General features: G+C 56.4%; 17 protein-coding genes and 2 tRNA genes. 3 read left to right on the forward strand and 16 right to left on the reverse strand.

Features of this window, described 5'->3' with window-relative positions; all coding sequences use genetic code 11:
* Nucleotides 1-117: 117 nt before the first annotated feature.
* The 5 genes from MRX98_RS06425 to MRX98_RS06445 form a co-directional block, all read right to left on the reverse strand.
* Complete coding sequence (locus MRX98_RS06425; RefSeq protein WP_246904064.1) at nt 118-996, reverse strand: methylenetetrahydrofolate reductase; 879 nt, start codon at nt 994-996, stop codon at nt 118-120.
* Nucleotides 997-1033: 37 nt separating this feature from the next.
* Nucleotides 1034-1606, reverse strand: a complete 573-nt coding sequence (locus MRX98_RS06430) for a response regulator (RefSeq protein WP_246904065.1) — start codon at nt 1604-1606, stop codon at nt 1034-1036.
* Nucleotides 1607-2119: 513 nt separating this feature from the next.
* Complete coding sequence (locus tag MRX98_RS06435; RefSeq protein ID WP_246904066.1) at nt 2120-3985, reverse strand: PAS domain-containing sensor histidine kinase; 1866 nt, start codon at nt 3983-3985, stop codon at nt 2120-2122.
* A 271-nt stretch (nt 3986-4256) separates the two neighbouring features.
* Entirely contained in the window at nt 4257-7988 is a 3732-nt protein-coding gene (locus MRX98_RS06440; protein WP_246904067.1) for a carboxylesterase/lipase family protein, read from the reverse strand.
* A 312-nt stretch (nt 7989-8300) separates the two neighbouring features.
* Nucleotides 8301-10064 carry a sigma 54-interacting transcriptional regulator gene (locus tag MRX98_RS06445; protein ID WP_246904070.1) on the reverse strand — a complete coding sequence of 588 codons (1764 nt, stop codon included), beginning with the start codon at nt 10062-10064 and terminating at the stop codon, nt 8301-8303.
* A gap of 879 nt (nt 10065-10943) precedes the next feature.
* On the opposite strand from MRX98_RS06445, the gene MRX98_RS06450 reads away from it, so the two are divergent.
* Both MRX98_RS06450 and MRX98_RS06455 read left to right on the forward strand, forming a co-directional pair.
* Nucleotides 10944-11019 (forward strand) — tRNA-His (locus MRX98_RS06450).
* A 64-nt stretch (nt 11020-11083) separates the two neighbouring features.
* Nucleotides 11084-11160 (forward strand) — tRNA-Arg (locus MRX98_RS06455).
* Between the two features lie 1013 nt (nt 11161-12173).
* Here the strand turns inward: MRX98_RS06455 and MRX98_RS22245 are convergent.
* From MRX98_RS22245 to MRX98_RS06505, 11 genes are all read right to left on the reverse strand, one after another.
* Complete coding sequence (locus MRX98_RS22245) at nt 12174-12410, reverse strand: MoaD/ThiS family protein (protein ID WP_425523869.1); 237 nt, start codon at nt 12408-12410, stop codon at nt 12174-12176.
* A 568-nt stretch (nt 12411-12978) separates the two neighbouring features.
* Entirely contained in the window at nt 12979-13554 is a 576-nt protein-coding gene (gene rbr, locus MRX98_RS06460) for a rubrerythrin (protein ID WP_246904072.1), read from the reverse strand.
* A gap of 14 nt (nt 13555-13568) precedes the next feature.
* Nucleotides 13569-13760, reverse strand: a complete 192-nt coding sequence (locus MRX98_RS06465; protein ID WP_246904074.1) for a ferredoxin — start codon at nt 13758-13760, stop codon at nt 13569-13571.
* A 131-nt stretch (nt 13761-13891) separates the two neighbouring features.
* Nucleotides 13892-16126, reverse strand: coding sequence for a molybdopterin-containing oxidoreductase family protein (locus MRX98_RS06470; protein ID WP_246904076.1), 2235 nt, complete (start codon nt 16124-16126; stop codon nt 13892-13894).
* Between the two features lie 48 nt (nt 16127-16174).
* Nucleotides 16175-16828, reverse strand: coding sequence for a winged helix-turn-helix transcriptional regulator (locus MRX98_RS06475; RefSeq protein ID WP_246904077.1), 654 nt, complete (start codon nt 16826-16828; stop codon nt 16175-16177).
* A 324-nt stretch (nt 16829-17152) separates the two neighbouring features.
* On the reverse strand, nt 17153-17392 hold the full coding sequence (locus MRX98_RS06480; protein WP_246904078.1) for a hypothetical protein: 240 nt from the start codon (nt 17390-17392) through the stop codon (nt 17153-17155).
* Between the two features lie 189 nt (nt 17393-17581).
* Complete coding sequence (locus MRX98_RS06485; protein WP_246904079.1) at nt 17582-18682, reverse strand: helix-turn-helix transcriptional regulator; 1101 nt, start codon at nt 18680-18682, stop codon at nt 17582-17584.
* A 31-nt stretch (nt 18683-18713) separates the two neighbouring features.
* Entirely contained in the window at nt 18714-20375 is a 1662-nt protein-coding gene (locus MRX98_RS06490; protein WP_246904080.1) for a sensor histidine kinase, read from the reverse strand.
* A gap of 4 nt (nt 20376-20379) precedes the next feature.
* The gene (locus MRX98_RS22160; RefSeq protein WP_246904081.1) at nt 20380-22017 is read right to left on the reverse strand and encodes a sensor histidine kinase; all 1638 of its coding nucleotides are present in this window, start codon (nt 22015-22017) and stop codon (nt 20380-20382) included.
* 14 nt (nt 22018-22031) lie between these two features.
* Nucleotides 22032-22769: a response regulator gene (locus MRX98_RS06500; protein WP_246904082.1), complete on the reverse strand. Its 738-nt coding sequence runs from the start codon at nt 22767-22769 to the stop codon at nt 22032-22034.
* 160 nt (nt 22770-22929) lie between these two features.
* Nucleotides 22930-23517, reverse strand: a complete 588-nt coding sequence (locus MRX98_RS06505) for an RNA polymerase sigma factor (protein WP_246904083.1) — start codon at nt 23515-23517, stop codon at nt 22930-22932.
* A gap of 318 nt (nt 23518-23835) precedes the next feature.
* Between MRX98_RS06505 and MRX98_RS06510 the strand changes: the two genes are divergently transcribed.
* Entirely contained in the window at nt 23836-24423 is a 588-nt protein-coding gene (locus MRX98_RS06510; protein ID WP_246904085.1) for a helix-turn-helix transcriptional regulator, read from the forward strand.
* Nucleotides 24424-24839: the final 416 nt, after the last annotated feature.

A 24839-nucleotide genomic window follows, 5' to 3' on the forward strand; every position in this document is an offset into this window, starting at 1 on the left:
CCGGTACAACACGAAAGGTTCGACTCACCTCCTGGATCATTTCAAGCATCACATGTAAAGACGCACCGGGGTGCGTTGCCGTCAACACGCACCGCCACGATGGGCTGCGGCGGCCTGTCAGCGCAGATTGGCCGCATCCAGATAGGGTTGCAGTTTCTCTTCGCCGCCCAGGGTGATGATATGCAAACCCTGGCACATCTCCCGCAGCCCTCTGGCCAAGTCGCCGAACAACTCGATGCTGGCCTGCCGTTTATCCGTGGCCTTGTCCAGCTTCTGGATCACCCAATCGGGCACCAGACCCGCTTTGAAATGGCGGTTGATGAAGCGCGCCATGGCGGCGTTGCGCAGCAACAGCACTTCGGCAATCACCGGCACGCCCAAGGGTGCCACCTGGCGCATGAACTTCTCGAACTGCTCCAGATCGAAGATGGGGGTAGTGAGAAAGTAACCGGCGCCCATCATCTTCAAGTTCTCCATGCTGTACAGCCCCTTCTTGGGCAACTGTTTGCCCCAGGGGGATTCGATGCCGGATCCCAGGGTGAAATCGAAGGCTTCCCCCAGATCGGCGCCGTCGATGCTGCGACCGTCGCGCAGATGCTGCAGCACGGAGCTTAGTTTGCCCGCATCCACATGGAAGAACATCTCCTCCTGCACGCTGTCGCCGGAGATGCGATAATCCTCGGTGAACACCAGCAGGTTCTCGATGCCCGACTGGTGGGCCAGGGTCAGATCCTTCTGCAGTTGGATGCGGTTCTTGTCCCGCGTGGTGGTCTGATAAATGGGGCTGAACCGGTTCTGCCGCAGCAACTCGCAAGTGTGTATGCTGTCGCCCACCACCCCTTGCAGATCCACATCGGTCACCGCGACACCGTCGACCCGGCCGCGGATTCGTTTCATGCGCTCCACCAGCTTTTCGGGAGAATCGTCGCCCAAGGGGGTCTGCACCTCGGACGTGACCACGAATTTTCTGTTGCCCAGAGCCTCCTTGAGTTTCATGGCTGGCCTCCTTTCCTAAAGGTCCGCTTGGGATTGTTCATTGCAGCTCCAGCAGCCGGGCAACCTCTTCCTTGAGTTGGGGCAGCGGCAGCGGTTTGGAAAAGCACACATCCGCACCGTGGGACTTCATTTCCTTGAACTTCTCCTCGTCCAGGTAGGCCGACAGCACAACGATCTTGGTGTTTTTGGTGTCCGGGTTGGATTTGATCTTGCGGCACACCTCATTGCCCTTGATGTCGGGCATCATGATATCCAGAATCAGCAGGTCCGGCTTGAAGTGGTTGACCTGCAAGCCGGCTTCGAAGCCGTCGGCCGCCGATATCACCTCGTAATCGAACTCGTCCTCTTCCAGTGATTGAACGATGGTTTCCACGATGATCGGATCGTCGTCCACCACCAGAATGCGCTTGTGCGCCTGTTGAGGCGCCTCGTCGGGGATGGGGATGCCCTGGCGCTTCATGAACGCCTCAAGATCCATCCACTTGATCCGCCGATGGCCGCCGACCGTTTTGTACGCCTTGATATGCCCGGCCTCGATCCAATTGATGATCGACTTGGAGGAGACCTGGCACAACTGGCTGGCCTTGTAGACCGTTAACGTGTCTTCCATCTGAGCACCCCCTTTGTTGGATGGTCCGGCTTCCCTTGGTTGCTGCAGGCTGCCGCATCCGTCGCGGCCGACCTTGCGGAGCGGCCCGCATAAAAAGGACCATCGTGGTTGGCCTATCCTGATTTCCTTTAAAACCCAAATCCCCATCCTTGTCAATAGTAATTTTCATAAAATCTATAATAACTAAACTTATATACTCATTATTCCGCTATTAGATTTGATATTTTTATGTTTTTATAGTTTTTTCTGTTTTAATACTGAACAGCGCTTCCCCTTCGAGCTGCCGCCGCAAAAGCGAAACCAGCCGGGATCCATAGGTAAATCCAGGATGGGAGGGACCCAGGTGAATCGGCCGACCTTGCCGGCGGATATATTCTATGTTGGGAAATTATAGGTGGGGTGGGTGCGGGTCACGGACCCATGGCAAGCGGCAAGGTGGGGCCGACGCAAAGCTTGTTGCCCGCGGTTCTCTTCGGCGGGTTCATGGAATACCGTTTCATATGCCGTAGGCTATCAAGCGGTGGGGGCGTTGTCGGCGGTCTTGGGCAGTTCCACATCTCCCTGCACCACCGGCAGGATGATTTTGAAGGTGGTGCCGACACCCACCTTGCTCTCCACCTGGATGTCGCCGCCGTGATCCTTGACAAAGCCATAGCAGACCGACAGTCCCAGGCCGACCCCGCGAGCGCTTTCGGTCTTGGTGGTGAAAAAGGTATCGAAGATTTTGTCCAGGTGTTCGGGGCGGATGCCGCTGCCGGTATCGCCGATCTCCACCCGCACGTGGCCGCCGTTGCCGCTGGTGGTCACCGTCAGGCGCCCGCCCTGGGGCATGGCATCCTTGGCATTGGAGACCATATTGAGCATCACCTGCCGCAACTGGTTCTTGGAGGCCGACACCGGCCGCAATCCTTCGCCCAAAGACACCTGCAACTTGATATCCACCTCGCGCAGCTGCTTCTCGTGCAGCAGCATGATCTCGTCCACGATGGTGTTGATGTCCACCGGCCTGCGCTCTTCCTGATCCGGCTTGGAAAAGGAGAGCATCTTGCGCAGCATGTCCGCCAGCCGCACCGTCTCGGACAGCGCCATGTCCAGCAGGCGGCGGCGCTTGTTGTCGGGCCGGATTTCGGTCTTCATCAGCTCCAGCGTGTTCATGATACCGTACAGGGGGTTGTTCAGCTCATGGGCCAGCTGGGAGGTCAAGCGGCCCATGGCGGCCAGCTTCTCCGATTGCAGCAACTGCTCCTGGGTGCGGCTCAACTGGCGCTCCATGGCCAGCCGTTCGCCCAGATCGACGAAAAAGCCCACCGAGGCCGTCTCGCCGCCGTCCTTATCATAGATGATGGAGGCCGACATGGTGCCCTCCACCGCACGGCCGTCCTTGTGCATGAAGGTCAAAGGGTAGCCACGCAGTTTGCCCTTGCCGCCATACTCCGGACTGCGCATCATGCGCATCAACTCGTAGGCCATGCCTTCGCTGTACAGTTGGCGCACATCCTCGCCCATCAGCTCATCGGCGGTGTACCCCAAGGTCTCCTCGGCGCCCTTGTTCCAGATGATCACCCGGCCCTGCATGTCCGCGCCGATGATGGCGTTGGGGGAACTTTGAATGATGTTGTTGAGAAAATCCCGCCCTTCCTCGATCTTGCGCTGCATGCGCACGATCTGGGTCTGATCGACGCAGATGCCTTCGTAGCCGACCACCTGTCCGGCCGGATTGGTCCGTGTGTGCGCGGTCAAGAGCACCGGGATGGTGGAGCCGTCCTTGCGCTTGAACTCCACCGGATAGTTGACCACGTGGCCGTCGTCCTCGATCATCTGCTGAAAGGCGATCCGATCCTCGGGCCGCACATACAGATCCCGCTGGATGGACATGTTCAGAAACTCATCCTTGTCGCTGTATCCCAGCATCTCCAGCAAAGCGTGGTTGGCATTGAGAAAGCGCCCCTCCTTGGAACTGGTGTACACCCCCGCGGCCACATGCTCGAACAGCCGCCGGTAGTCCTGCTCCGTGGCCCGCAACTGCAACTCCTGGTCCTTGCGCCGGGTGATGTCCCGGTAAATGTTAAGCTTGGAAATGGAGCCGTCCAGATTCTTGATGGGCACCTCGATGATCCGGTAGGTCTTGTTCTGCCGCGGAATATAAACCTCCGAATGAACCCCCATCCCATCCTCGAACACCTCCTTGGCCCGGCACCAGGGACACATCACCTCGCTCTGGTTGACCACCTGGTAACACGGCTTGCCCAAACCCGGCCCGAACTGCCGGACCATGGCGTCGTTCATGAACTCCACCGTGTGATCCTCACGGGTGATATAAATCCCATCCTCCATGGCGTTGAGGATGTCATACAAATTGCTGTGATTGTCGGGCGTCATGGGGGCACCTCGCAGGGTTGGCGGAAAGATCGGCACCGGCGCACCAAACACCACCGGCGACCACACTTCATCCATACGGGCAAACCCGGAAGGGTGTCAAGTTGGCGCTGCGAGAATCCCGGATCGAGAAGCAATGGCGCTGTTGTGAATTTGGGCCAGGGGTTCCCGGTCATGCAGGGAGCCCCTGGCCCAGGGCGGGATGGACTTGAACGCGAGACTTACAGGGTTGTCGATTCACAATTGGGTGCAAGCCTATATAGACACAAAACACTTAATCCCATGCTTCGGCAAGACCCGTTCTCACCTCGAGCGGTGCGTCAATCCGCACATAGGTGTCATTTGCTGTCGTATACGGCGGCCATTCGAACTCCGCAAGGCTGGGATCGCCCGTCTTGGCGAAATTGGACCACATGTCCATGGTTGCCTCCGCAACCTCCCGATCTTCCGCGGTCCACCACTCGTCCTGACCCGGTGTGTAAAGATGCGATGGGTAATTGAAGAGGTATTGGAGTTCGGCACCATGCACAATCGGAAGCGCTCCACGGCTGAACTTGTAAACATACTGATTTTCCGCAACATGATCGGCGCGGAAAGGCATGGATGCAATTAAACCATCAATCAGGTGCGCATTGTCTTCGCTCGTACAACCCGACATGAACGGCACGTCGGATGGCAAGCCATCCACAATGGAATCATAACTTGTTTTGGAGGCGTAGTGATCATCGACGGTGGGCCGGTAAACACCCCGATCGATATCGTTCGCAATTTCCGCCTGTATAATGGCCGTCCAAGGCAATGCACGGGCCTCCTCGATGGATGCAACACCCAACAGCCCGAAGAGCATTTCTCCGAGGGCTTCGGAATTGGCTTTCACCGATTCGGGCGTCGAAACAGGATCCGGCACGTATTGCCCGGCCATGGAGATCGCTTTATGGAAAAGCCCCTGCGCCATGGGCGACATCATCAAGGAAACAACCTTGCCGCCGCCGCCGGACTGACCGAAAATGGTGACATTGTCCGGGTCACCACCAAACATGGCGATGTTTTCCTGAATCCACTCAAGGGCCACAATCAGGTCCATTTGGCCGTAATTCCCGGAGCCTTCATACACCGTCTCCGCTGCGAGCCAGGGATGGGCCAGGTATCCGAGTGCGCCCAGACGGTGGTTGACGGAAACCAGCACAACATCTTTGTCGGTAATGCCTGCCGGGTTGTTATAAAGTGGGGTGTTGGCTGTCAAAATGGTGAAGGCACCCCCGTGGAACCACACCATCACCGGCAAATCGGAAGCACCTCTCGGCGCCGTAATATTCAGATGCAGACAATCTTCGCTGATTGCGCCTCGGCCGTCCAAGTAGGTCCGCAACGCCGGGTTTTGCGGCGCCTGGTTGCCCCAAGCCGTTGCTTCGCGCACGCCCGTCCAAGGTGCCAATGGTTGCGGCGGTCTCCAGCGCAGATCGCCCACGGGCGGCTGCGCGTAAGGAATACCCAGCCATTGCCAAGTATTCGCGTTCGGGCCATAGCCCCTCAGCGCACCTTGGGTCGTCTCAATCGTGATTCTGTCACTCAGGCTCGCAACCAACTGATCCCGTGCCTCAACGGCCGGTTTCAATGTGCGAGCCCTGGGATTGGCGTCCGTAAACACCTCCGCATCGTTGAGGTCGGACAACAGCTCCGTGACGTTTGGATCGGTTGCAAACGCAGCAGCAGCCTGGTTGAAGACAATGGCTCTTGCCTCGGATGCCACAACGTCATGGATGGCCGACGGGATTTGAATGCCATTGTTGTTGTCCCCATCGGCATCCAAAGTTTGAAGCAGGCGGGCGATATTGATCACCTCCTGATCGGATATGTCACCCGAGGGAACAAGATCCACGGGTGTTATCTCGTCGACGCCGGGGGCAGTGCCCAGCGGGACACCACCAACCAAAAAGGTGACCGCTTCGCCAGGCATATAGCGGAACGTCCCGGAAGCATCCGTCCGTGCCGCCACCAGACGCGGTGTACTATAGCTCAACCCCGACACGGGGCTGTTGGCAAAGACACCCGTGAGCGCAAACCCTTCCATCAGGCCGTTTCTCATCGCGATGGTACCATCCTGGGCGATTTCCAGAAATTCTTCAGCGGCACTCGTCAGCGGCTGCCAATCAACCTCGCCCGGAATCCCGGGGTTTCCGGTGCGGGCAAAATTGGTCCACATGGTCATCATTGTATCTGCGATTTGCTCATCCGCATCGGTCCACTCGATGGGCATCGACGGATCATGGCCGATGATCGGAATCGATCTGTTGAAGACATAGGGCAGCTCGCCACTATGGGGCGTCAAAAACCCCTGTTCGGCGGCGGCGTCGGTAACACGGCTGAACACGAAGGCAAATACATCCGACTCGAAGTTGTCCGCCATCCACGGCAATTCACGGGGGAACACTTCGAGGTTATGAGGATTGTCCGCCTGGGTGATACCTTCCAGCACCGGCACATCATTTTGCAAACCCGCCTCGAAAATGTTGCGCAAAGTATCCGGCAAATACCAACCATCCACGTTCGGCATCAGTTCCGCCCAACCCGGCACGCTTCTTGAGACCGCTTCGATTTCCACCCAACTTCTGGACCGCATTGCGGCAAGGACATCATCCGCGTCGTCGACACCAAGTGCGGCCGACAGAGACGCACCATAGGCTTCAGCTTGCTCAAGAGTGATTTGTTGGGTCGGGCAGGTGTACCGGCTGCTTTGGACGATGGCCTTGTGAAAAAGCCCGGTCGCAAGAGGGCTCGCCAGCAAAAAGTGCACCTTGCCACCGCCGCCGGATTGACCGAAAATCGTCACATTGCCAGGGTTCCCACCGAAAGCCTCGATGTTGGCCTGGACCCACTCAAGGGCCGCGACCAAATCCATCTGGCCGTAATTGCCCGATCCGCTATAGCCCGATTCTTCGGAAAGCGCTGGATGGGCAAGATAGCCGAAAGGGCCCAGTCGATGGTTGACCGTAACCAGAACGACCCCCTTGGTGGGAAGGGAATCGGGGTTGTTGTATAATTTTGTGTTGCCGGTGAGGACACGGAAACCGCCGCCGTGCAACCAAACCATAACAGGCAGATTCTCGGCATCCCGGGGGGCCGTGATGTTCAAGTATAAACAATCTTCACTCATGCCGCCCTCACCGTACACCACCCAGGTGGGCGGAGAGGGCGCCTGATTGCCCCAGGCGGTGGCTTCGCGAACGCCCTCCCACGGCGCGGGAGGTTGCGGCGGCCGCCAGCGCAAATCGCCCACAGGCGGTTGTGCGTAAGGAACCCCCAGCCACTGCCAGGTGTCATCGGTGGCACCGTAGCCACGCAGCATTCCATATGAGGTTTCAACAACCACCCTGTCGCTGCGAGAAGCCTCGAGGTGATCCAGCGCTTGGGTCGCGGTCTTCAAGGACCGGGGGATTGGATTGGCATCGAGAAAAACATTTGCCGCGTTGAGGTCGGCAAGCAGATCCATGACAATGGGATCGTTCGTAAAGTTTTCCGATGATTGGTTGAAATCGATTTGGCCCGCCGCTGAAACAATACCCGCGATGTCTTCGGTAATCTGCATCCCGTTGTTAAGGTCGCCGTCGGCATCCAAGGTTTGCAGCAGGCGCACGATATTGGTGACTTGAAGATTGGTCGAATCGACTGCCCCCTCTACGATGTCGACGGGGGTGACCACTTCTTGCGCCGAAGCGGTGCCGATGACAAAATCGCCAATGGAAAAGGTAACCGCATCACCATTCTTGAAGTACCGGAAAGTGCCATCTTCATCCGTAACACCTTCATAGCCCCTGGTGGAATAGGAAAGCCCCTGCACAGGACTGTCCAAAAAGACACCGCTCAAGGTCGGCCCACCCGATGGCGGATCAGGGTCTGATGAAGAGCTGCACCCGCTTGCGATGATCAATACCAACCCGAGAAACAGAACAGAGAAACGGATTCCGCATTTACCGCGAGGAAAAGATCGGTTGAACGATTTTCTCATGAAGAGCCCCTCCTTTTCAAATGAGCGTTACGGGTTCAGTGGGCGAATTCAAGATGGGCATAGCGCATCACCCACGATTGAGCGAAACGGTATGGGAGACAGGAAAGGGAAGACCGCAGCACGCATCGATGCGCCTTGGTTGATGCAAAACCAGGACCAGGCTGGGAATTATCGGAAGAAATGCAAAAAACACATTCAATGCAAACGAGTAGCTCAGACGCACATTTGAGAAAGGAGGGGACCGGGGAAGGGTACCGGGTGTGACATGTCACAATAGTGCCCTGAAAGAGTGTGACATGTCACATTCATCATTCAATAGGTTTCGGACGACAGGACGCCGTTGATTCTGCGATAAATGGTTCTTCGGTTGATGCCGAGCAGCCGCGCGGCCTTGGACTTGTTCCCATCCGTCATCTTCAATGCCGCCAATATCTCCTGAGCGGGCACAGGGGATTTTCTTTGGCCGTCGGCAAAGGTGTGCTGGTCGGTTCGCTCATGCTCCCTTATTTCGCTTGGGAATTGATCCAGGGTTAAAAAATTTCCGTTGGACAGCACAAAGGCGTGCTCTATTGCATGTTCCAACTCCCTGACATTGCCCGGCCAAGGATAACCCATAAGTATGGGGAGAACCCCGTTCGCGACACCCTTGATGGTTTTGTTATACTTTCGATTGAACAAGCGGCAGAAATGCTCCACCAGCAGCGGCAAGTCCTCTGAACGTTCGCGCAAAGGCGGCAAGACAACCTCAACGACCTTTAGTCGAAAATAAAGATCCTCTCGAAACCTGCCATTCCGTACCTGCTCCTTCAAATCCTTGTTCGTGGAGGCAATCACACGCACATCGACATTTCTCGAAAGAGACTCTCCAACACGCTCATAGGCCTTTTCCTGTAGAACACGCAGTAGCTTTAGTTGAATGAGAGGCGTGACATCGCCGATTTCATCCATCAAGATGCTACCATTGTTTGCAGCTTGGAATCGCCCTTGCCTGTTCTTGAAGGCGCCCGTATATGCGCCTTTAACATGACCAAAAAGCTCACTTTCAAGCAAACTTTCTGAAAGTGCCGAACAATTTACGGCAACAAATGGTTCACAAGACCTTTTGCCGCCGTAGTGAAGCGCTTTTGCTACAAGTTCTTTTCCTGTACCGCTTTCCCCGCTGATCAGGACAGTGGTCTCCAGGTCGGTTAATTTTGCCAAAAGGTCGTAGATTTCTTGCATTTTTTTACTTTTTCCAATGATATCCTGAAAGCGATGCTTGGCGTTCAATTCTGTTTCGCGGCCAACCAGCTTGGTCATATCCCGCAAGACCAGCACGGCCCCCATGAATTCATCATTCAGCCCCAAAAGGGGAGAACCGGTTACATGAACGACTTGCTCCGGCCTATCGTATCGGTGGCAATAAACCGGGCACTCTTTCATCGTGGACTTACTCGACAATGTTGCCTTCAACACGGCTTGACAGGACTTGCTGCAAGAAACCATCGACTGCGAAAAGGGTGTTCCGGTGCATACTTCCGAAAAAATCGAGCAAAGTCGCATCGTTTCGTTGTTAACATCGATGAGGTTGCCATGAACATCAACGGCTATGATCCCCTCCTCTACACTCCCCAAAATCGCCTCCAAGCGAGACCTATGGTCCGTCAGCGCTTTTTCTCTTTTTTTCCGATCTGTTATATCACTCCATATGCCACGAAATCCAACGACACGGCCTTTTTCCACCTTTGGCGAAATGGAACACTCTACGATTCTCTTCTCACCATTTTTGAGCAAAATGTCATGCGTGAAATTCTTCAACGGCAATCTGGAAGTGTAAACCCTGTTGTAGGCACGATAGACGTGCCTAATTGTGGTTTGGTCCAGGAATTCCTTATAATTCATCCCTACAAGCTCTTCTCGTGAGCGGCGGGTCATGGTTAGGGTCGCCTGGTTGGCAAAAGTAATATTTCCTGCAAGATCGAATTCCGTATACCCATCCGGCATTTCATCAATCACTCGACGATATTGCATTTGGGCTTCCTTGAAGTCCTCTACTATATCGTGGTGCTTTTCAGGCGCAATGAATCGATACTCCATTTTGCTCAGCCTTCCCTCGACAAAAGTTTCCGGCAACTATTTAGCGCAGACGCGAAACCGATTTCCTTCCCGCACAGGTCCAAGATCCCGTCAACCGTTCAACCGTTCATTGCGCATACACATCCGAATACCGGTGCATCCATCCCAATCCAGATGAACTGTAACGCATTGACGGCACAGCACTTGAATGCCTTTTACAGGCATGGAAATTGAAATTCCGCCAATTTCGTGATCCCGCTATTGCCACCCTCGCGGTCACGGGCCTCAAACGACCCATTTGCGACACTTGACAGCGGCTGACCATAAGGCGGACCAGAAAATGGCTTTGGGTGGTGCCCCACTGCCAAGACCGCGACATTGGGAAAAGTTCCACTTCTGGTTACTACTCGAGCAATGCGAACCGCAAAAAAGTCGCGCCGACAACCAAGAAGGATGCGTTTGTAAAACAGGATTAAATGACAAACAGATGCCCTTGGTCGCCCACGCCGTGTATCACCTGCAGCGTCAAGACCGGGCGGTACCAGTGCTGCCGTCATTGATATCAATACTACCATTGCCGAGCCCATCCCGCAAGCCTTGAACAAAGGCGAAACCACGAAACGAGCAATAATCCTGGCAACTTCCGACGCTCAGTCATATCGCTGAATCGTCGATGGGAGGGCGAGTTGCTGAAAGGCCAACCTCCCCGCCACCTGCACCTATACAGGCGGCATAATCGTGGTCAACCAACCTGAAATATGAGAATAATGGCCATCACCGGCGCTACGATGCACTGAGCCGCAACTCCGACCGTCGGCCGGAGCACACCGGAGGGGCCGACAAGGGCTAATATTTATCTTGCACCCCCTTCCGGTTTTTGTTATTAGAGGGTTCTTTATGGTGGGTGTAGCTCAGTTGGTAGAGCGCTTGGTTGTGGCCCAAGTGGTCGTGGGTTCAAGTCCCATCACTCACCCCATTCCAAACAGAAAAGACCATTGTCGCGCCACACTGGCCGCAATGGTCTTGTCGTTTTCACCCACGCGCCCGTAGCTCAGTTGGATAGAGCGCCGGACTTCGAATCCGTAGGCCGCAGGTTCGAGCCCTGCCGGGCGCGCCACTTTTTTCGGTTGGTTTAAAGCTTCCTGATTTCCTGTTTTGGCCTGACGGCGGTTTCACCGGACGCCAGAGCACTTCAGATATATTCTTATCGGCTCAACCATATTATTCGTTCTTGTACTCGTTCTCGTCCTCGTCCTCGTACTCGATACTCTCGCAAACCTGCATCAGTGTCGATGACATCTTTACCGGCATTGAGACGATAGGAACAAAAAAAGTTTTACTGACACGGTATACATCCAGTCTTGCATGGTGGAACATTTTGCGCCTTTTGCACCTATTCGAGTACGCGTACGATAACCGCCCCTTCGGGGCTGAGTACGCGTACGAATATCTTGGATCGTCAACAATGGTTATACCGCCAGCATGAATCTGCATGTTCTGAAGGTGCTTTCCGCATACAAAAGATCGGGATTCTTTGTGAAACGATATGGTCTTCACTTTCCGGCGCAAAATCGCTAATTGCCGAACGCGGGACCCGATGGCCCCAAGTGGCAAGAATAGCATCCGAACCCTCTACGGGTGATGATGCTGAAGGTTTTTTTGTCCAATGCGGCGGCCATTTGCGGAACCAGTCGATCGAGCTTCAGCCGGGTGGTGTCGGGGTGATTCTGCAATTCCGGCCCCAGCAGCAACTTTCCGCTCAACCTGGGAAGGTAGGCTGTGGGCATGTGGAATATTTCGGCCATGTACTCGGAACCGTGGCACAAACTGCAATCGACGTCATTGAAGCGTGCCGGCCGCCATGCCCCGAAGATTTCGGAAGCCAGAGGCACAACAACGGTTTGCATGTGGGCCCTGCGAGCACTGAAATCCAAATCATCCCAAGCCATTCGATTTGCAGGCGTTTCCGATTCTGCCGCTTGCCATGTGCACCCCGTCAATACAACCATCACCGATACAAAACACGCCATGCACCAAATCAAGTGCCGATTTGTATTCTTCATTTCGTCTTCCCGTCACTCCTTTCAAGCGGCACGGCGTCCTAATGTCTCCATCGCCAAACCGTTTCGTTCACATCCCTCCCACCGGCGGCACAAAGGCCAATCGGTCTCCGTTGTGCACCCGATCCGCCATTGCGGCGCGCCTACCATTTAGAAATATCATATGGACCCCCGAAGGCGAAATACCGGTCGATGCCATTACGCTTTCAACCGTTGCGTCCGGAGCTTCATCCAGGTGTGTCTCCTGTTGGTGGTCACAGCCTGTCTCTTTTGCCAGTCCTGCAAAACATCGTATGGATACGGTCATTGTGACACTCCTTTATTTAGAAATAGGGTTACCCTTACCCCCGTATATTTAAATTCCCGGCGTAGCGCCCGACGATGGATGCCTCCACGCACTCTTCATGTAATGGCGGCGCAGCGGACCGGTTATCGGTGTCCGCGGTGTGGGGACAAAAGTATTGGTTACCCGCCTCGTCCGTTGTCATTGCGAAGATTGTATCGTTTTCGTTCATCATGGGACCTCCTCGTTCATATCTGAATGCCAACAGGCTTATCACGTTTGATTTGTCATTAAGATCGATATGAACCGGGGTTGGTGCAATGTGGGACGAATGGTGTCACAATGAGGTTCAAAACCTGCTATTAGCTGGAAGTGCGCAACGGGCTTCGACCGGCAAGGCAGGAACTACGAAAACGTGGCGGCAACCGAACCGGGGGGGCACGCTGCGCAAAGGATGAAGAAAGGGGCCGGCGGCGACATTGATAGAAAACACCGGAGGAGGGCCGATTCAATCATCTGCCGCCCCCCCTGCGGTGTCTTTGATTATTAAGTGGAAATCGACGGTTGCGGCAAACGGCCGCAACCCGCGCCGCTACCAGTTTTCCGCCAGGAGTTCGAAATACCCTTGGGGCATGACGCAAGCCGGGCACTTGGACGGGGCCTCGGTCCCTTCGTGCAGGTACCCGCAATTGCGGCAGCGCCATACGGTGGCCGCTTCGCGGGCAAAGGTGCGCTCCGCGATCAGGTTGGCGGCCAGTTCGCGGTACCGCTTTTCATGCTGCTTTTCGGAAACACAGATGGCCTCCCAGGTGTCGGCGGCCCGTTCGAACCCTTCCTCCCGCGCCGTCCGGGCGAATCCGGGGTAGAGTTCACTGTGTTCGAAACGCTCCCCCTCGGCGGCGGCCAGGAGGTTGTCATAGGTGCCCCGGATGACCCCCGAGGGAAAGGCGCCGGTGATTTCCAGCTCGCCGCCGTTGAAAAACTTGAAAAATCGCAGGGCGTGCTCGCACTCCTGATCGGCGGTCTCGTCGAAAATGGTGGCGATCTGAACAAATCCCTCTTCAAAGGCGTGCCGCGCAAAGTAGGTGTACCGGTTGCGGGCTTGGGACTCGCCGGCAAAGGAGAGCATCAGATTACGGGCGGTTCGGCTGTCACGAAATTTTGCCATGGCGGCTCCTTGGCCTACTCTTCGATCTCGATGGCATCGGCGCCGCACTCTTCCGCCGCCTGGCGCACCAGCGCCTCGTACTTCTCCGGTATCACGTCGAACTTGACCACGGACAGCAGTTGATCTTCATCGTACGCGAACACTTCGGGACACAGATTGTTGCAGTTGCGATCGCCCATACATTGCTTGGTCACACGTGCCTTCATAAGGTTCTCCTTTGTGTCGTCGGTGAAAAAGATTGCGAAAACTGGTTCAAGTAAAGGTCATCGACGGATGATTGTCAAGTTGAACGATGACACCTGTTTCTCGTTGTTTGATTCTCGTGAATGGGAAAAAATTACATTGCCGACGCGACGGCCTCCACCCGGCAGGGGACGTAACGATGCATGGGGGTGCCGACAAAGTCCCGATGGGTGTTCTTGGTCAATCGATTGACGTTGACGCCATAAACCGTCCCGTCATGGACCAGGCCGAAACCGTGCGGCAGGATCACTTGGCCCTCGGCGGCATCGGTCGTCACTTCGGCCTCGATGATCTCCTCCCCTGCTTCGGTGATCACTTTCACCATCTGCTGGTCGGAGATGCCCAGTGCCGCCGCATCCGAAGGGTGTATGGCCAAAGTGCAAGCCCTTTTTCCCTTGTTCCAGTCGGGATCCCGCATGCCGGTGTTGGCGTTCATGTCCATGTGCCTGCCGGCCATCAGAATCAGGGGAAAGCGATTGTCGGGCATGAGCCACCGCGCTTCGTCGGTGGGATTGACGGTTTTGATCCAATCCGCCACTTCCGGGTTGTGGAGTCGAATTCTTTTATTCGGGGTCGAAAGGTTGGCCGCCAGATTCTTTTCCGGATCGCGTATCCCGATCAACACCCCTTCGGGATGATCCATGACCGCCTGACAGATCGACAGGCCCTGTTGCGGCCCCTCGGGAAATCCCGCCTTTGCCGCCGCCTCGCGGCCGGCTTTGGAAAGCTGCATGAATGCGGGCAGCACGCCGGCCAGGTGCACCGACCCCATGGCAGGACCGAGTGTTTTGGCAATGACGAAGTTCAGCACTTTTCCGGCTTCGGGCGTGGCGGTCAGGTAAGCCATCAATTCCCGGCCGTAGCCCATCAGGTTGCCGCTTTTGGCCGCATCGTACAATGTATCGGGAATCGGGGGAATGATGCCCATCGCGTCGGCCAGCAGGGTGTAGATCTCGCCGTTTTCCTTTTGCTCGCCCTCCGGCGCCACCACCGGCGCCGTCATGCGGGCGTGGATGTCGGAAAACCCCTGGCCGGGGAATCCGTCCCAGCACTCGAAACCGGTCTTGCAGGGAAGCACATAGTGGGCCAGGGCGGCCGTTTCGCTCATGACGATGTCGGCCACCACCAGTAGATCCAGGGTTTGGAAGGCCTTTTCGTAGGCCGTCGTGTCGGCATAGGAGCGCAAGGGGTTGGTGGCATAGCAGAGCACGGCCCGCAGGCGTTCGGGATGGTCATGCATGATTTCTTCCGGCAGGACATTGGGTGGGAACATGCCGTTGATGGCGGGGATATCCGTCTTCAGTGTGCGCCACACCTTCGGATCCCTGGGGTCCCGCCCGGGTCCGCCGCCGAGCAAGTAATTGCCGCCGGGCACGCCGATACGCCCGCAAAGGGTCAGCAGCACGACGATCAAATAGGAGACCAGGGCACTGTGCCGGTTCATCAGGATGCCGAGGTCGTCCAATACACTCGACCGCCGCGTGGCGAGCGCTTTGCAGACCTCCACCACCGTCTGATATTCGAGGCCACAAAGCTTCAATGCGGCTTTCACGTCGAAATCGGCAAACCACGGCAGGATATCGTCCAGACCGTCCGCATGCCGCTCACCATAGGCCTTGTTGTACAAACCTTGATCGAGCAAGATGGCGATCATGGCTTTGATCAGAAGGGCATCGGTACCGGGGCGGATCGCCAGGTGGACATCGGCGATCCGGGCGGTTTCCGAATCCCGCGGGTCCACAACGACCAGCAGCCGATCCGGATCCTTGGACATGCGTGTCAATCGTCGCCGGGCCTGCTGAAAATGGTGGCTCATCATGGGATTTTTGCCGATCAGCATCAGCACATCGCAATTTTCGAAATCGGATTCCATCTGGATGTTCTGATTGCCGAAGGTCAGCCCGTGGGCCCAGTACCGGCCGGCAAACTCCTGGTTGGCGGCGGAGTAGTTCCAGCGGGAACCCAATCGACGCATCAGCCGGATGGGAAAGGGCATACTCAAGAAACTGAATTCACCACCGCCGACCAGGGATGCCAGTGCACGCGGGCCGTGTTGATCACGGATGGCCTTCAGCTTTTCCGCGATTTCGCCGATCGCCCGGTCCCAGGAGATCCGCTCGAAGCGGTCCTTCACTTTCTTCAGGGGATACAGCACCCGGTCCTTGTTGTGCTGATGATAGGCGACGTTCAAACCTTTGCGGCAGATATAACCCTCACTGAACGGGCTATCCTTGTCGCCGCGCACCTTGGCGATGCGATTGTCTTCCACCCGGACTTCCAGCCCGCACCGATTGGCGCACAATACACAAGCGGTTTTCTTCCATGTCATGATCGCCCTCCTTGATGGTGAACCGGCCGCCCTTGGGCCGTCTGCGCCCTATTGCCGAATACCGAAGATGTTTTTGAACACATCGATCTCTTCCCGGTCGCCTTCGATCCGCAGGGATCGCGCAAGGCGGCTGCGCTCGCTTCGAGGCGATGAGAAGATGGTCGCCCAGTTTTCAAGGGTTGTCGTGACCGTGACGGCGGCACCAACGGCAGTGTCATCCTGTCGCCGGCTGAACCACCGCCCTTCATCGTAGCAAAGCAGATAGGTTGCCGAAGGGAATCGCACGGCCCAACGGGTATCGCAGGGCAACCGGCGCCCCTTTTTGTTGAGCGCATAGGTCAGCCCACGCATCATTTGGTCGGGATGGACCACCTCCCCGGGCTGCGGCGGCCGCATGGCCCAGCGGAAACCCCAATCCATGAGCGCCTCGATAACGGGCCCGAGTTCGCGACCCGCGGCGGTCAGCTGGTACCACACTTCGCGCCGCCCGGATTGTTTGTCGCGCGCGACAATGCCGGCGGCTTCCAAATCCCGCAAACGCCGCGTGAGCCATTTGGGGGTAATGTTGTTCAGGTAGTGGAGCAGGTCGGTGAACCGCTGCGGGCCATGCAACAGGTCACGAATGATGAGCAAGGCCCACTTGTCGCCGATCTTTTCGAGACTGCGGGCCACCGGGCAAAAATGGAGATAGGATTGGGCCATCGAACATCCTTTATATTGGATAGTATCTTTTAGATACTACGATGCAAGTGGGATGTCAACGCGGAAAAACAGGTGCGGTGTGTGGACAAAGGCGCACCCCGGCAGCGGTTCCGTCCATTCAATGTGCGCGAATGGCGAAGGCGGTTTTTGGGGCGGATGGGGTTTCTCTATTTGCGTCAGCCCTCTAAATGAAATGTGGTTATGCACAAAGCCCAAGAAAGATGAGAAGCGGGCAAAAGCCGTATCGAATCTATTGCCGGAGGCTTCCCCATCCCGTTCGGACTGGAAGCCTGCATCTCCTCTAATATCCAGAATACCCTCGGACTACCTTGCCGACAGTTCGCCTAATCGTGCCTTCACTGTTGCCCTGGCCTTCTCGGTTGCATCTTGATCCCATACGATGGTGGCACCTTTTTTGAAGCATTCGGCCAACGCTTCCCGAGGCGGCACCGGTCGAAGCATACCAGGGAGCACCAAGTCGCAATCCGCCGCGTTCAATACATAACGATAATCGCGCACAGCAGGGTTCATTTCAGCATAGCCCCCCTTTTTCGTTTGCAACATGGGCGCATGGGGCTCGTGTGTCTTGAGGCCGATGTCGACGAGCGCCGCGCACCCCGGAAGGCTTCGGATCGATCGATGGTGGTGCAGGTAAACAGGAGAAAGGTACTTGTATTCGTCCTTAAAGGGCAGACAGTAAGAAGTCAAGCAAAAACATTGGTTTGGAATGACTTCGGCTGGACATTTCCCCTTTCAACCCTGGAAAATTGACAAGCGCTGCTTAAGGGACATTGCCCGGTAAAGAATCTCGGCCCGTCCGGCCGCCTGCAGCTTTCGGGAGAGCTGTTTCAGATGCTTCTTGACCCCGTCCACGCTGATGGCCATGGCCATGGCGATATGGCGGTTGGTGTATCCCAACGGCAGAAAAGACAGCACCTGGATCTCCCGCTCGGTCAGCCCGGCCTTGGTGAGGATCGAAAAGTTCTCCGAAGGCGCCTCGACGGCGAAGCAAAGCAACAGCACCGGTGTGGCCAAGGGGCCCTGGATCACACACGCTTCGCAAACGACCCGCCCCATGGGTGAAGGCAAGGCATAGGTCCATGGGCCGGCCAAGTGGCCCGGCCGCCAGCTTGCAGCAACGCAATTGACCACCCACTGCCAAATCGGTTCGGGCAGCGGTGCCGCCGTCCGAGCACCAAAGGCCCGTTTGAAAAAGGCGCGTGTGCCCGGCAGTATGTCCAAGACCGCCAGGCGCTGGTCCAACACCACGGCGAAGCGGTTCTTTGCGCCCATCAGCTTTTCATAAGTGACACGTTGCAGGGCATTGTCCTGGTGGAGAAGAACCTGCTTCGAGGCCATGATCAAGACGGGGGCCAATCCTTCATAGAAGCATTTTTCTTCGGTTGTAAAATGCTTGCGCGGTTCGCAGCGGTTCAGGTTGATGGCCACAAGCCGCTGGTCGTCCTTGACGGTGTTCAGGCTCATGACATGGGCCGTGTCCGCGTAACGCAGCGCAAAATCGCGGCAGTAGTTTTCGATTTCGTCGGAAGAGTCCCTGAATTCATGGGAGCGGATGACATGCCCGGCTTCATTGAGCAGATTGCGCTGCCGGAAACTGTCCAGATGTGCAATCTCCTGATACTTCTCATCCCAATTGAAAGGCAGGTGGGGGTTGGTGGTCACCGATGTCGCGGCGCCCTGCATTGAAGCGCTGTAAAACCCGACCCAATCCACGGGGATGAAGCGGCGCAGGGTTTGCTCGATCACCAAGGCGATTTCCGTGTAGTTCTCCATTTCCGCAATGGCGGTGCTCAGTTCGATGGCGGCTTCGGGAATTCTTGCGATCAAGTCCATAAAACGCTCCTGCGGTTGGCATGCGGTTGGATCACACCAATGGCGTGAACGGCGGCTCGTTCGTAGCCGGTGGTGCCGCGGTATCCGAATTTTCAGTCTTCGCGGCCCGAATGGGCAATACCACCCGGAGAAGCGCACCTTGGCCATTCGCGCCCATAGCCGCGATGCGACCCCCGCAGGCGACGACCATCTTTCGACATGCACTCAAGCCCAACCCCATGCCGGCATGTGGTTTGGTGGAATAAAACGGTTGAAACACCTTTTCGCAATCCTCTTGCGCAATGCCCACCCCATCGTCGCCCACCTCGATCAGTGCCTCGCTGCCTTGGCGGGCCACCCGTATTCGTATCTCGCCGCGGCCGCGGCCCGTTGCATGGATCGCATCCCGTGCATTCAACATAAGATTCTGCAGCACCGAATGGATCTGCCCCGGCTGCGCCGGGACAAACACCCCGTCGGCGATATCCAATTGAAAAGCGATACCTTGTCGGCCCCAGGTCGTTCCATAAATATCGACCAGCTCCCTGACAATCTTGCCCGGATCGCAAATGGTGCGGATCCCGGATTGTTGCAACATGGCATAGTCCATTAACCGATCGGCAACATTCAATCCGCGTTGCACCGCCTGATCGATCGATTTCAGGGAACCCCGAACGCCCCTGCGGGTCTCGTAAAGCCCGCGCAAGGTTTGCACCGCCACCTTGCGTTCATCCAGTGAGAGGCCATATGCGCACCGAAAACAGTCCAGCAGTTGCCCCATGGGGTTTTCATCGCCCACGTCTTGCGTCAACCGCTCCACCTGCCGCAACCGCAGTTGCGCCGCCCCCAAGGTGTTGCGAATCTCATGAGCCATGCCCCCGGCGATGAAACCTTCCGTCATCATGCGCTCCCGGGCCAGCAATTGCTGTTGCATGGCTTCGATCCGTTCGGTCCGGGATTGGATGATGCGCTCCTGGTTCAAAATGGTCCGCCGGTGCTCCTCCTGGATCTCTTCGGCCTTTGTTATTGCATTTCGCACTGCGGGAATATTGAATACCAGGGCGCGGTACATCCGCTGCCAAAACGCCGGATAGCGATGGTGCAATTCAAAATCGACCACTTTGAAGTGCGCATCCCTCTTCTGCCATTGGACATCGATTTCGGTGGCCCCGGCCAGCACGGCATAAGCGTGAAACACGCCCGCGTGCCAATCCATCCCGAAATCGACCATTTGAATACCCTCGTGGTGCACCAAGCGTATGACGGTCCGCACCCGGCTGCTGTGGAGCAGATAGGTGTCTTTGGTACGGTTGAACTTCCGGGACTCTCTGACGATTGTTTTCAGCAGATGTTGGGTGCCGATCAGCGGGGCGATGATCGCCGCACGCCGGATGGGGTGCGCCAAATGCGCCAGCCGGCCAATGGTGTACCCCGGTCGGGGTTCCGGGATGCGCGTCTCGATGGCTTTGTAAAAGACCATCATGAAACGATTGGAAAACCAATAGCGCGCGTCCGCGAGGTGTTGCAGGGAAACGGGTTCCAGTGCACCTGTTTGCAGATTGTGCAACAGAAAAGGGCCGCCCCGGTTGATCTCGGCCATCATGGCCGCCAAATCGATATCAGGATGGTGTTGCCTCAAGTAACGGATCACCCATAGGGTGTTCAGTCCCGATATCTGTGCGGGCATCGTCGCCGACTGAACATCAAAGTCCATGGCGTCACCCGGACTGCGGATCGCGCACTGCCGCGGACGGAAACAGGAGCCGAAAGGTCGCGCCTCCACCGGCATCGCTTTGGACTTCCATCCGGCCACCGCAACCGGCGACGATTTTGCGACAGGCACTCAACCCCAAGCCCATGCCCCTGTGGGGTTTGGTTGAAAAAAAGGGCTCAAAGATCCGCTCCAGCAAATCGGCATCGATTCCCACGCCATCGTCCGCCACTTCGATCACCGTTTCAGGGCCTGCGCGTTCGACACGCAAGCGGATGCGGCCTCGATCGCGACCGGTTTCCACAATCGCGTCCCGGGCATTGAGCAGCAAATTCTGCAGCACCGAATGAATGCGCTCCGGCGCCCCGCGCACCTCGGCCCCGTCGCTGAGCGCCAGGTCCAGGGCGATGCCTTGCCGCGCCCATTCTTCCCCGTAAATGCCCGCCAAATCCGTTGCGATGTGACTCACATCGGCACTTCGGCCACCGTCCTCAACGCTGAGCGTGGCATAATCCATCACCCGATTGGCAATGGCCAGCCCCCGTTGAACGGCCCGGTCGATCTGTGCCAAAGCGCCGTGGATCCGCTGACGGTTCTCATGCAAAACGCGAATGGCTTGCACAGCCGCCCGCTGGTCGTCCGGCGCTGTTGCGTCGGCCCGTGTGATGAAGGCCAACAAACGGGCCAGGGAAGGATCGCCGGCATTTTGATCCACCGCCACGGCCGCCTGCCGCAGCCGCAACTGCGCCGCCCCCAGGGTGTTGCGAATTTCATGGGCCATGCCTCCGGCAATGTAGGTTTCCGTCATCATGCGCTCCTGGGCCAGCAATTGCTGCTGCATGGCTTCGATCCGTTCGGTGCGCGCCTTGATGATGTTCTCCTGGTTCAAGATGGTGCGGCGATGTTCCTCCTGAATCTCTTCTGCCTTTTGCAGCGCCTCTTTAACAGCGGGAAGATTGAACACAAAGGCCCGCAACAATCGCTGCGGCAGCCACGGGTTCCGGTAGCGGATTTCAAAATCGACGGTTTTCAAATCGGGATCCCGACCTTCCCACCGGATCTCCACATCGCGGGCACCGGTCAGGGCGGCATAGGCATGAAACACGCCCGCATGCCAATCCATGGCGAAATCGTCGACCATGATGCCCACATAATGCACCAGCCGAATCACCGTACGGGTCTTCCGGTTCTCCAGCAGCAGAATATCTTTGGTTCGGTTGAACTTGTTGGATTCCTTGACAATGCGTTTGAGCAGTTGCCGGGGCCCGACCAAGGGGGCCAAGAAGAAAGCGGATCGACGAACCGGGTGGGATTGGTGCGCGATGCGGCCGATGGTGTACCCCAGTCGGGGTTCGGGAATACGGGTTTTGATCGCCTTGTAGAAGGCCATCATGAAGCGGTTGGAGAACCAATAGCGCCCATCGACCAAATGCTCGATGGCCACTGGCTCGCACTGTTGGGTTCGCAGGTTGACCACAGAGAACGGTATCGGTTTGTTCACGGCCGCGAGCATGGCCGGCAGATCGATCTCTGGATGATGCTCCTGCAAATAGCGGATGATCCAGACGGTGTTCAGCGCCGACACTTGCAAGGGCATGGGTTTTGCGGCGTTATCGCCCTCCGGGGTGGGTGCTGCCCGTGTCACGCGTGCATCCCCGTTCAGGCCGGCAAACGCGATGGGAAACCCGCCGCACGACGCACGCAGTCCAGCAGCCGGTCCGGATCGTCCTTGGTCACATAGCCGAAGGGCCGGTAACGGCTTTCGATGTCTTCGCGCACAAAATCACCGGGATAACCCGTGTTGAAGATGATGGGAGCTGAATGTCCCGCGGCCCTCAAACGGTCGGCCACATCCAGCCCGTTGAGGTCGGCCATCTTGATATCCAAAACAATGGTGCGGATATTTTCGTCAATGCGCCGAAGCGCTTCACGCCCACTGCCGCAGGCGGTGACATGAAACTCCATCGCCAAGGTATCGGTAAGGGCGCTGAGGTAGAGCACATTGTCGTCCACAATGAGCACGTGGGGCCGCGGATCGGCAGGTGCCGCCTTCGGCTTTATGCCCAGGGAGGCCTCCACGGCCGCCAGTTCCGCCTCGAAGCCGCCGAGGGTGTCGCTATTGCCGGCAGGGGCGGATTGTATCCACTCTTTTTGCGCCGCCTGGCTGCGAACCATAGATTGCCCGGACGCCCCAACTTGCAGCGCCACCAGCTGCCTGCAATGCGGACAGTCGGCCAAGTGGGCCACCATCCACGACAGGTCCGATGCGGACAATCCACCGTCCATATAGGTGGCCACCAGGACCTCGCCGGGGCACTCCGGTGACGGCGACCGATCCATCCGGTCATCCGCCAGGCAACCCAGCAAGCGTTCAAACGTTTTCTCCGAGGGATCCATATCCACCATCTCCGCGGGCGGACGGTTCAGCTCGCGATAGCACTCCTGCCGCAGGCGAATTCCATTAGGAAAACAAATCCAAATCATTCCGACGTTACCAAAAAAACTCCGCCGGATATTACTCTTGGACACACAACCGATCCCATTCTTACAAGAAATCTTACAAAAAGCCGGCCTTGCGCACCTGATCCCGCAAACGCGCCTTGATCCGAAAGATTCGGGTATAGAGCGCGCCTTTGCTCAATCGGCACACCTCGGCCGCCGCATCGTATCCAAGGCCGTCCTCGAAAATCAGGCGAAAGGCCAACCGGTCCATATCGGGCAGTTGCGCCACGGCCTCGCGCAGGAATGCAACCGCCTCCCGATGCATCAATGCCTCATCTGCCGGCAATCGATCGTCCGCCATGGCGCTCTCCCGCTCCTCCAAGGATGCATCGGCAGAGCGGGACCGCTTCAGATGGTTCAGTACGCGCCGCACGGCCACAGTGTGCAGCCAGGTGCGCAAGGAACAACCATTGCGCCCTTGAAATGAACGCAGTTTAGCACCGTTGTGTTCAAAAAGAGCGGCAAAAAGCTCCTGGGACAGATCTTCGGCAACCCACTCACGGGGAGCGCCGCCCCAACGTCCGAGCACCGCTTGGATGGCCCGCAAAACGCCGGGCTGGTATTGCAGGATCAGTTGTTGACGGTAACCGGGCAAATCATCCGCACAGTTTATGGCAAAATCCGCATCCGTTGATTCAGGCATCCACGCTGTTTCCCAATCTATGGTCAAGGAGGAATTTTCGCTTCAATGCCCCGATATTAAAACCAATCAGATGCAATTGTCAAATCGCGCCGCTTGATTTCTCGAAATAATGTGTAAAAAATTTGCGCAGCGGGTGTCTTTTTTTGTAACGTCCGATCTGTTCATTCTGCCCTATCTGTTCATTCTGGATGATTCGGAAATTGATGGGTCAGGCCTGAACAAAAGGGGGTGAGAAATGGAAAGGACGGTCCATCGTCCCAGCGCGATAAGCACTCGATCGGCAACCATTTTCATCTAAAAAAGCCATGAGGTTGACCCATGGGTGGAATTCATCAGTTGCAGTGGATTGTTACATACTTCAGTAAATTGATCGAAACGGAAGAGGTCTATTTCGCACTATTAAACGTCCACCTGGAGGTGCTTCATCTTCCTAAAAGAACCGCCTACTTTTTGCAAAAACACTATAATACAAATGATATTGGAGGGATACCGGAGGATCTGCTGAAAACCATCCAGCGTGAAAGGCATGTTCCGGAAGACAGCGCCTCCCCCATGCCCACATTCTCTTTTAAACAATACCCGCCCGGAGGCCACTTTCTCTGTCGCGGATTCCCCATCACCTTGAACGGTGGCAAAAACGCCATTCTTCTGAAACTGATTCCCTACGGCCCCACAGAAGATTTTTCACACTTGACCGGTATCGGCCTCACACCCCGGGAAGTCGAACTGCTCTCGTTCCTGCCCTTGGGGTACCCTAACAGCGCCATTGCCATGGCAATGGACATTTCCGACAACGGCGTCAAGAAGCATCTCAACAGTATTGCCGCAAAACTCAACGCCAAGGGAAGAACTGAAATCCTCTACAAAGCGATGTTGAAAAAGCGGGAGATTTTTGCACTCGCCTAATGTCGGTTGTGCATTCAAGTCTTTAGGCAAAACAAAAAAAAGGGAGGCTCACACTGGGCGGTTGCCAGCTGCCCCCCCCGGATAAAAGCATTCTTAATGGGTACGAACCCAATCGTAAGTTGCTGCACTGCTGTAGAAGTTACCGGCTACTGAAAATGCGTTGTTGCTTGGATTGGCGGAGAGGGTCCCGCGCACAAACCTTGGTTGTTTGCGTATGCATCGAAATATCGGCTATTATCATTGTATGACCAGTTTCCATTTCCCGAATAATAATTGACGGATGGATCCACCTCCGTATGGGCAAAAATACCATTGCCGAACAAGGTTACATCGATGTAATATGTGCTTGAATCATAGGCACTATCGGTGATGGTGATTGATTCGCCAGTTTCAGGCAAGAGCTTCCTGCACTAACA

Source organism: Desulfatitalea alkaliphila (assembly GCF_022968795.1).
Classification (GTDB): domain Bacteria; phylum Desulfobacterota; class Desulfobacteria; order Desulfobacterales; family Desulfosarcinaceae; genus Desulfatitalea; species Desulfatitalea alkaliphila.

Excerpts from the sequence above, each read along its gene's own strand:
- MRX98_RS06425 (WP_246904064.1), bottom strand. The coding sequence starts at position 996 with ATGAAACTCAAGGAGGCTCTGGGCAACAGAAAATTCGTGGTCACGTCC.
- MRX98_RS06430 (WP_246904065.1), bottom strand. The coding sequence starts at position 1,606 with ATGGAAGACACGTTAACGGTCTACAAGGCCAGCCAGTTGTGCCAGGTC.
- MRX98_RS06435 (WP_246904066.1), bottom strand. The coding sequence starts at position 3,985 with ATGACGCCCGACAATCACAGCAATTTGTATGACATCCTCAACGCCATG.
- MRX98_RS06440 (WP_246904067.1), bottom strand. The coding sequence starts at position 7,988 with ATGAGAAAATCGTTCAACCGATCTTTTCCTCGCGGTAAATGCGGAATC.
- MRX98_RS06445 (WP_246904070.1), bottom strand. The coding sequence starts at position 10,064 with ATGGAGTATCGATTCATTGCGCCTGAAAAGCACCACGATATAGTAGAG.
- MRX98_RS22245 (WP_425523869.1), bottom strand. The coding sequence starts at position 12,410 with ATGACCGTATCCATACGATGTTTTGCAGGACTGGCAAAAGAGACAGGC.
- rbr (WP_246904072.1), bottom strand. The coding sequence starts at position 13,554 with ATGGCAAAATTTCGTGACAGCCGAACCGCCCGTAATCTGATGCTCTCC.
- MRX98_RS06465 (WP_246904074.1), bottom strand. The coding sequence starts at position 13,760 with ATGAAGGCACGTGTGACCAAGCAATGTATGGGCGATCGCAACTGCAAC.
- MRX98_RS06470 (WP_246904076.1), bottom strand. The coding sequence starts at position 16,126 with ATGACATGGAAGAAAACCGCTTGTGTATTGTGCGCCAATCGGTGCGGG.
- MRX98_RS06475 (WP_246904077.1), bottom strand. The coding sequence starts at position 16,828 with ATGGCCCAATCCTATCTCCATTTTTGCCCGGTGGCCCGCAGTCTCGAA.
- MRX98_RS06480 (WP_246904078.1), bottom strand. The coding sequence starts at position 17,392 with ATGTTGCAAACGAAAAAGGGGGGCTATGCTGAAATGAACCCTGCTGTG.
- MRX98_RS06485 (WP_246904079.1), bottom strand. The coding sequence starts at position 18,682 with ATGGACTTGATCGCAAGAATTCCCGAAGCCGCCATCGAACTGAGCACC.
- MRX98_RS06490 (WP_246904080.1), bottom strand. The coding sequence starts at position 20,375 with ATGGACTTTGATGTTCAGTCGGCGACGATGCCCGCACAGATATCGGGA.
- MRX98_RS06500 (WP_246904082.1), bottom strand. The coding sequence starts at position 22,769 with ATGGATCCCTCGGAGAAAACGTTTGAACGCTTGCTGGGTTGCCTGGCG.
- MRX98_RS06505 (WP_246904083.1), bottom strand. The coding sequence starts at position 23,517 with ATGCCTGAATCAACGGATGCGGATTTTGCCATAAACTGTGCGGATGAT.
- MRX98_RS06510 (WP_246904085.1), top strand. The coding sequence starts at position 23,836 with ATGGGTGGAATTCATCAGTTGCAGTGGATTGTTACATACTTCAGTAAA.